Origin of the sequence: Coleofasciculus sp. E2-BRE-01 (genome assembly GCF_040221695.1) — a bacterium.
Taxonomy (GTDB): domain Bacteria; phylum Cyanobacteriota; class Cyanobacteriia; order Cyanobacteriales; family Coleofasciculaceae; genus Coleofasciculus.
The window spans coordinates 1-7,627 of sequence record NZ_JAVKEA010000055.1 but is presented as its reverse complement, the minus strand read 5'-3'; the positions used below and the strand labels follow the sequence as shown (position 1 = coordinate 7,627).

Below are 7,627 nucleotides of genomic sequence, written 5' to 3'. Positions count from 1 at the left end.
TCTGCATTTTTCTCGGTTTTTAGAGCAACTTGTAATTTTTCTTTTTGAGCGGGTTTCAAATAATTTTTGGCTGGCATATTTTTTTCGTTTTTCGGATTTCCTATTTTAATTATACCCTATTTAAATGCCGAACAGCTTATTTTTGCAAGGGTTAGGGCAAACGTCTCCTACAAATGCCCAAGTGCTGATTCAGTTAGCCCCCATGTTTTTAGGTTTGGGTGCTTTAGTTGTTTTCAAAGAACGCTATACTCTGCGTCAATGGATTGGTGTGGGTATTCTGGTTTTGGGATTTACTCTATTTTTCCATGATCGATTTCAAGTCGTAATCACCTCACGCTCTACCTATCTATTGGGTAATATGATTATTGTCTTAGCTGCTGTAACTTGGGCGATTTACGCTTTGGCACAGAAACAACTTTTGCATAAATTACCGTCTACGACGATAATGCTGGTAATTTATGGCGGTTGTGCTTTATTGTTCACACCGCTAACCACACCGCAATCCCTTCTCAGTTTGAGTCCGTTACACCTGAGTTTACTCCTGTTTTGTGGGTTAAATACCCTGATTGCGTATGGGGCGTTTGCAGAAGCGTTGGAACATTGGCAAGCCTCGCGAGTGAGTGCGGTATTAGCACTTACACCGTTGGTGACATTAAGTTCAGTTTGGATGGCTTCGCGCTTTATCCCTAGATGGGTTGCACCGGAACAGTGGACAGGTTTAGGGTTATTTGGGGCGATGTTAGTGGTGTCGGGTTCAATGGCGATCGCGTTAGGGCGTCGATTACCTTGAAATACCTTTGGTTTTGCTGCAAGGGCGATCCGCTTGCATTCATTCACAACGCCATGTTCTTCAGAGAAGGGAGTGAGAAGTTTTTTTAAGTTTCATGACAATAACTCCTCAGCTACAAATCAAGGTCATCAACAGCTTAATCCTAAGCCAGGACTGAATTTACCCGACAATTTCCAGAGGACGCGATCGCACGATTCTATGTTCAATATCACAATTATCCTGTGACGGAAATCTCTAGATCATTACAGGCGTCATCGCTTAGGATGCAATAGTTCATCTCAAACCTATCTTGGTTTAAAGGAAGGGGCATTATGAACACATCTTGGATTCGCACCGCAACCATTACCGTCATCAATGTGGCTTTGCTTTGCACCGCCCCCTTATTAATTGAACTATTTTCCCACTTGCCATAATTGGATTGCCCAAAAGTCTTGAATACAGATTCAACCCGTACCCGACAGATACAGCAGCAGGTTAACCACGCGATCGCGTCTCTCAAGTCTCAAGGAATCCACGATTGGGAGATTCTGGATGCTTGGTCTAAACTACTCCATCAGCAGGGTAACTACGCGGCTGCTGATACATTGGCATCCGCCGCCTACGAATTAGGTAAGCCGCGCTAATGATAACAAGAATCATTGTCACGTAAATTTGGCTTAGGGATTATTGCCTTATAAGAGCGGGTTTTGTTGTTAATTTATCGGTGGGGAGGGCGGGTTTTGCTGTTCCGTTAGGGGTGAATATCTGAATTTAGTCCCTAAACCCGCCCCTACAATTGATTTTCCTATTCCCCAACTAATTCACTCGTTGTATATTGGTTCGCTTCGGGTCAAGAATTTTCTGCCCTAAACTGGGAAACTTAACCGCAATACTAACTTTATTTCCCGAACCAAAAACATGGGTTACTTCACCGACACCAAAATTATCATGCTTAAGTAAATCGCCTTTTTTCCACTCTTTCGAGTTTGCCGTTGAACTAGAGGCTTTTGATGACTTTCCGGTTGAGGCAGAAGGCGTTTGCTGTTTCACTTTCACCAAGGTACTGCTAATTAAGTCTTCAGGTAACTCATCCAAAAACTGAGACCGAACCGCAGGTTCACGATACCCATAGAGGCGACGTTCCCGGGCATGGGCAAGAAAGAGTTGTTCTTGGGCGCGAGTAATTCCTACATAACAGAGACGGCGTTCTTCTTCTAAAGCAACCGGGTCATCTATCGTCCGGTTATGGGGAAAAAGTCCTTGTTCTAAACCAACCAGAAACACAACCGGAAACTCTAATCCTTTAGCCGAGTGCAGCGTCATTAAAGACACCGCTTGTTGTCCATCTTCCAAATTATCTAAATCAGACGCCAGCGACGCATTTGCCAGAAATCCTTCTAGGCTGGTATCTTCATTTTCTTCTTGGAATTGAACGATAGCATTATACAGTTCATGGATATTTTCCAATCGGTTTTCCGCTTCATCTGTGCCTTGATTTTTTAGGTCATCAACATATCCCGATTCATCCATAATAAATTTAATAATTTCTGCTGCTTCTAAGTTTTCCGTATTATCTTGGCACTGCTTAATCAATTGGGCAAACCGATTAACCGCTTTAGCCGAACGTCCAGCAATTGTATTGACCGAGGTTTCATCCCGGATAATTTCCCAGAGGGGAGTTCCCAATTCTTGAGCCGCCAGCACTAAATTATCAATTGTGGCTTTACCAATACCCCGGCGTGGTGTATTGATAATTCGCAATAAACTGACGGTATCGCTAGGATTGGCAATCGTTCTTAGATACGCCAAGGCATCTTTAACCTCTTTGCGATCGTAGAACTTCAATCCCCCGATAATCACATAAGGCACTCGACCGCGCAGCGCATCTTCTAACGGGCGAGATTGGGCATTTGTTCGATAAAGAATAGCAAAACTGCCCCAGCCTAGTTCTGGGTTTTGTTGATTCAGTTTCAGGATTTGTTGAACGACAAAATGAGCCTCTTCTAACTCATCGTCGGCGTGATGACAGTAAATGACTTCCCCTAAACCGCGTGTGGGTCTGAGAATTTTGTCAATCCGCTGGGTATTCTGTTCAATTAAATAGTTAGCGGCTTGGAGAATATTTTCGCGCGAGCGATAGTTTTCCTCTAATTTAACCATGGTGCGGGTCGTTTCATCGGACAACCCATCACCAAAGTCTTCTTGAAATCCTAGTAAGATAGTGAAATCTGCCATCCTAAACGAGTATATGGATTGGTCCGCATCACCGACAACAAATACGGAGCGATCGCGCCAATCCCATTGCGTTTTTTCAGTTTCGCCGTTTGTGGTTAATAGGTGTATCAGTTCGTACTGAATCCGGTTTGTATCTTGATATTCATCCACTAAAATATGGCGAAATTGATTGTGCCAATATCCCAGGACTGATTCGTTTTGTTGGAAGAGTTTTACGGGGACTAAAATTAGATCATCGAAGTCCAGGGCATTGTTGGCGGCTAACTGGTCTTGATAATGGTGATAAACTTCAGCATAGAGTCGCCCTTTATAACCAGATTGCTCTTTTTCAAAGGCTTGGGGTGATAAGCCTAAGTTTTTGGCATTGCTAATCGCGTAGCGAATGGTTCGGGGGTTAAATTTTTTATCGTCTAGATTTAATTGTTTGGTGACAATGGTTTTGACCAGCGTTTGGGCATCGGATTCGTCAAAGATGGAAAAATTACGCTTCCATTGGCGTCCTTTTTCATCTGTGTATTTATTGATGTCATAGCGGAGAATCCGGGCAAACAAGCTGTGAAACGTACCAATCCACAGGGGTTTAATGTATTTTTTATAGACCCGCGATCGCAACTGGGTTTGTTCAAGTTCTGGGAGTAACTCCAAACGCTGACCCCGTGTTTGGACAGCCAGTTGCTGGGCGAATAGGGTTTCAATCCGGGATTTCATCTCCCGTGCGGCTTTATTGGTGAATGTCACCGCTAAAATGTTTTCGGGATCGACTCTATGGGTGAGGATCAGATTGGCAATGCGATAGGTTAACGCCCTCGTTTTACCCGAACCCGCCCCCGCCACAACCAGCAAGGGACCGCAGAAATGTTCGACGGCGCGACGTTGAGAGGGATTGAGGTGCGTCAGGAAGTCAGTCGATTGAGTCATGGCTAGCTGAAGCAAGCGGGTAAGAGTTTGGCTATTCTAGTACAGCGTATCGTATCTTGAGGCAATACTGTATCGGGCAGACGCCACCCAACAATTATGATACTCTTGGTAATTCCTGTAGTTCTATGACCAGCAATACCCCAGCGACAGACACAACCCCTAGTCTCATTTCCCCGGCGGTTACTCCTAAACCAGTCCAAGATACACCTCCTGTAAAACTAGGAATTATGGTATCGGGGAGTGGTACAAACTTTGAAGCCATCGCCCAAGCGATCGCAGATGGGCAACTCCATGCCCAAATTCAAGTGATGATCTACAATAATCCCGGTATCAAAGCTCTCGCCAGAGCCGAAAAATTCGGTATTCCCACCGTTCTCCATAATCACCGAGATTACAAAAAACGGGAAGCCCTCGATGCTCAAATTGTTGAAACATTGAGAAAATACCAAGTTGAACTCGTGGTTATGGCGGGTTGGATGAGAATTGTCACGCCAGTCTTGATTGATGCATTTCGCGATCGTATCCTCAACCTCCATCCGAGTCTCTTACCCAGTTTCAAAGGCATTCACGCCGAAGAAGAAGCCTTAGCCGCTGGGGTGAAAATTACCGGATGTACGGTACACTTAGTTAGTCCAGAAGTCGATAGTGGACCCATTTTAATCCAAGCCGCCGTTCCCGTGCTTCCTGACGACACACCAGAGACGCTACACGCCCGGATTCAAGTTCAAGAACATCGCATTTTACCCCAAGCGATCGCCCAGATCGCAGTTGCGCTTGGGCGCTAAAAATCCCAGAATTGCCTACTATAAACCTTGATCGGAGCGGGTTTATTGGCATCGTATTGGCAAAACCCGATTATCGGGAAACCCGTTCCTACCAGCTAACTGGAGTTTAGACTAAGAGGAAGGGGAAAACGATTACCTGTGACAATTGCGTAAGTCCTGAGAGTGAGATCGGGTATATCTGACTATATTATTATTGAAACTTTACAATACTTAAAACAACGATTCTAAATCCCGATACCCACTCACCACCCGCACAATTTCCACGCCATCCTCAATCACCCGATAAAGAATGATGTAACCGAAGAGAGGAACACCCCGTAACGACGGTTCAATGTCAGCATAAGAACGCCCTATATTGGGAAACTTCACCAAGTTCTTACATTTCTGCTCAAACCCATTTACAAACCGTTCACCAGCCGCTAGACTCCGACTCAAAAAATAATCAGAAATCTCATCTAAATCCTGACTCGCTTCTGGAGAAATAATGTAACGTCTCATTCTTGAGTTTCACCCGCTTTGTGAAGCTTCTCCCGCAACCTAGCAATCACCACCTCCCCATCAATTCCTTCTCCTCTATCAAGCTGTGCAATACCAACCGCTACTTTCCCCCGCGTTTCTTTCAGCCATTTTTGATACTGATTATCACGTTCTTCAAGTAATCGCAACGCCTCAACAATCACCTCATAAGCGCTTCCATACTTGCCACTTTTGAGCCTTTCTTGAATCAACTGCTCCTCTTCTGGTTTAAATGTAATATTCATCCTCTCAAACCCCCTAAAACCATTAACTTTATTGTACTAACTGCTCAAAGATTAAAAATTTGTGCTACATTCTCAGCAATTCTCTTCTCCAACTCCCGCGCTCTCTTATCAAAGCTAATCGAAAAATTAAAATGGCTTCAAAAAGTCGGTATCTATCCAATGATCTACGCTTCAACCTCTCGATTTCCTAACTTCCAGAGGAAACTAGACAGCCAATTGGTCGCCACATGAGCCACAATCGGAACCAGCAAATTCCCTGTACCTACAGCACTAAACCCCAGTAACAACCCCACAATCGTTGCCCAAACCACATAGGGCCACTGCTGGGAACCACTCAAATGTAAAACGCCAAATACCAAGCTAGAAATAATCACACCCACGGCATTCAAACCAATGGCGGGTAACATCACTCCCCGAAACAGCAACTCTTCACTCATACCCGGAAGTAACCCCAACCAAATCAGATCCGGTAATACCAACGGCTTTAAAACCAAGTTGAGGTAAACGTCAGCACTTTTACGGTAGGCTGACCAGAGGCGATAGACTACACTACTCATCGCGGTAATTCCCACGCCTATACCTAATCCGATGAGTAATCCTTCTACAGTAAAATCTAGGGATAACAGTGTCACCGACCCAAATTTCAGCCAGAGTTTAGCCACGACGAGTAAAACGATCGCGGTTATCCCCATGGCAACTAACACTTGGGTGCGGGTGAGGGGTTCAAAGTCAGGGTTATCGGGAAGCTGTGTACTCACTAATCTATAGATAAGCGATGCATAGACGACAGGGAGGGATTCAGAGCATCGGCACTAATTCCAGCGCGATGGGTGACTAACATACCCAGTGCCTCTAAATACGAGTGTACTCGCACAGCTTTGATTGCCAAAGGTTCTGGAGGCACTTGCATTGAGGTTTGGTTATCCTCAACCGCAATAATTTGAATGGGTAACTGACTTAAGCTTAACAAGGCACTACCGCCACAGGCACTAGCGGGAATCACTACTGCATCCACATCCTCTGCCCAAATTGCTCCCGGTTGACGCGGCGTCACCTGAAATTGCGGGGCGCGACTTAACCCCACCAGCACACAGGGTAAAAACGTATAGCCTAATTCCTCAGCTGCCGATCGCGGCGACAGGGTGGGTTCTAGGGGAAGGGGCATTAAGGCTGGGGCGTGGGCGCAAGGGATTTGGAAGGTTCGCACGATTAGGTGACTGATTACGGCTTCTGCACCTGCGAGAGGATCGACCCCTTGTCCCTGTCGGTATGCTTCTAGCGCTTCGCTACCCAAATCATCGGGAAAACGCGCCACCACCGCGATCGCGTCTGCCTTTGCCTGTTGAATCAGCACTTCAGCCGATCGCAACAAACTATCGGGATTGCCTATTGTACCCCAACTCGCCCCCGATGGTGCTGTCCGCAGTTCCACATTTAAGGGGGCGTCAGTGATTACGTAATCAGTCAGATTCAGTCCTAACGTGGCTCTGGTGGCATCAGCCGCTTGCAGGTGGCGCAAACGTAGATCCGGTTCAATCCCCTGGTCGAGAATTAATCCCACCCGATTTTGATGGACAGGTTGTAATCCCCAGCATCCAGCGGCAAATTTGTCAAGTCCATAGCCTTCGACATAGAGGGCGTTGGGTAAATTCCAATAGAGTTGAGCGCCATTGAGGACATTGGGGTGAGTAATTAGGCGATCGCAGACTTGGGCGATCGCTCTGGCGACAGGTAAAGCGTCTCCCGCATAGCCACCAATGGATGCGCCAATTCCTGTGGGAACGATTAAAACAACGGTGTATGGACGCACAATAATTAAGGGGTGGACGGTTGAGAATCGGGATTTGTGACAATCGCTTCAACCTGAGCTTTTTGTTCCTGAGTATCCACAGATGTAACCGCCCAACGCAGGGGTTCTCCCTGTTTTTGCAGTTCCGTCTCAATGGCTTGATGGAGTTGTTTCGGTGACTCTTGGAGGTCAATTTCAGCAGTAATGAAGTGAGTCGTCATTTTTTAGGGGGGTAAAGAACTGTAACCAAATCTCTATAGACATCTACGCAAACCTAATCAAAATGCATAGCTATAACCATCCTTACGGTGAATCGGTGTGCAGTAATCCAATCGGGTTGACCTCCTTTTCTTGTCGATAACGAACTCGC

At 45.9% G+C, this 7,627-nt stretch carries 8 protein-coding genes and 1 pseudogene; 2 read left to right on the top strand and 7 right to left on the bottom strand.

Translation table 11 applies throughout. The features are described from left to right. Window positions 1–136: 136 nt before the first annotated feature. Window positions 137–790, top strand: a pseudogene (locus RIG66_RS06240) (DMT family transporter); the annotation flags it as partial. A gap of 540 nt (window positions 791–1,330) precedes the next feature. On the opposite strand, the gene RIG66_RS06235 reads toward RIG66_RS06240, so the two are convergent. Then, window positions 1,331–1,429, bottom strand: coding sequence for a sortase B protein-sorting domain-containing protein (locus RIG66_RS06235; protein WP_446376230.1), 99 nt, complete (start codon window positions 1,427–1,429; stop codon window positions 1,331–1,333). A gap of 156 nt (window positions 1,430–1,585) precedes the next feature. After that, window positions 1,586–3,922, bottom strand: a complete 2,337-nt coding sequence (gene pcrA, locus RIG66_RS06230) for a DNA helicase PcrA (RefSeq protein WP_446376228.1) — start codon at window positions 3,920–3,922, stop codon at window positions 1,586–1,588. A 125-nt stretch (window positions 3,923–4,047) separates the two neighbouring features. Between pcrA and purN the strand changes: the two genes are divergently transcribed. After that, the gene (gene purN / locus RIG66_RS06225; RefSeq protein WP_446376226.1) at window positions 4,048–4,707 is read left to right on the top strand and encodes a phosphoribosylglycinamide formyltransferase; all 660 of its coding nucleotides are present in this window, start codon (window positions 4,048–4,050) and stop codon (window positions 4,705–4,707) included. A 210-nt stretch (window positions 4,708–4,917) separates the two neighbouring features. Here purN and RIG66_RS06220 read toward each other — a convergent pair whose 3' ends face one another. The 5 genes from RIG66_RS06220 to RIG66_RS06200 all read right to left on the bottom strand — a co-directional run bounded on the left by RIG66_RS06220 (window position 4,918) and on the right by RIG66_RS06200 (window position 7,478). Next, a complete protein-coding gene (locus RIG66_RS06220; protein ID WP_446376224.1) occupies window positions 4,918–5,205 on the bottom strand; it encodes a type II toxin-antitoxin system RelE/ParE family toxin in 288 nt (95 codons plus the stop codon). Further along, a complete protein-coding gene (locus RIG66_RS06215; protein WP_446376222.1) occupies window positions 5,202–5,468 on the bottom strand; it encodes a ribbon-helix-helix domain-containing protein in 267 nt (88 codons plus the stop codon). Before RIG66_RS06215 ends, RIG66_RS06220 begins: the two co-directional genes overlap by 4 nt. A 164-nt stretch (window positions 5,469–5,632) precedes the next feature. Then, window positions 5,633–6,226 (bottom strand): CPBP family intramembrane glutamic endopeptidase, encoded by a 594-nt coding sequence (locus RIG66_RS06210; protein ID WP_446376220.1) that lies wholly within the window; start codon window positions 6,224–6,226, stop codon window positions 5,633–5,635. Then, complete coding sequence (locus RIG66_RS06205) at window positions 6,226–7,281, bottom strand: DUF3326 domain-containing protein (protein ID WP_446376232.1); 1,056 nt, start codon at window positions 7,279–7,281, stop codon at window positions 6,226–6,228. The genes RIG66_RS06210 and RIG66_RS06205 overlap by 1 nt, the downstream gene beginning before the upstream one ends. 2 nt (window positions 7,282–7,283) lie before the next feature. Then, window positions 7,284–7,478 carry a hypothetical protein gene (locus tag RIG66_RS06200; protein ID WP_446376218.1) on the bottom strand — a complete coding sequence of 65 codons (195 nt, stop codon included), beginning with the start codon at window positions 7,476–7,478 and terminating at the stop codon, window positions 7,284–7,286. Window positions 7,479–7,627: the final 149 nt, after the last annotated feature.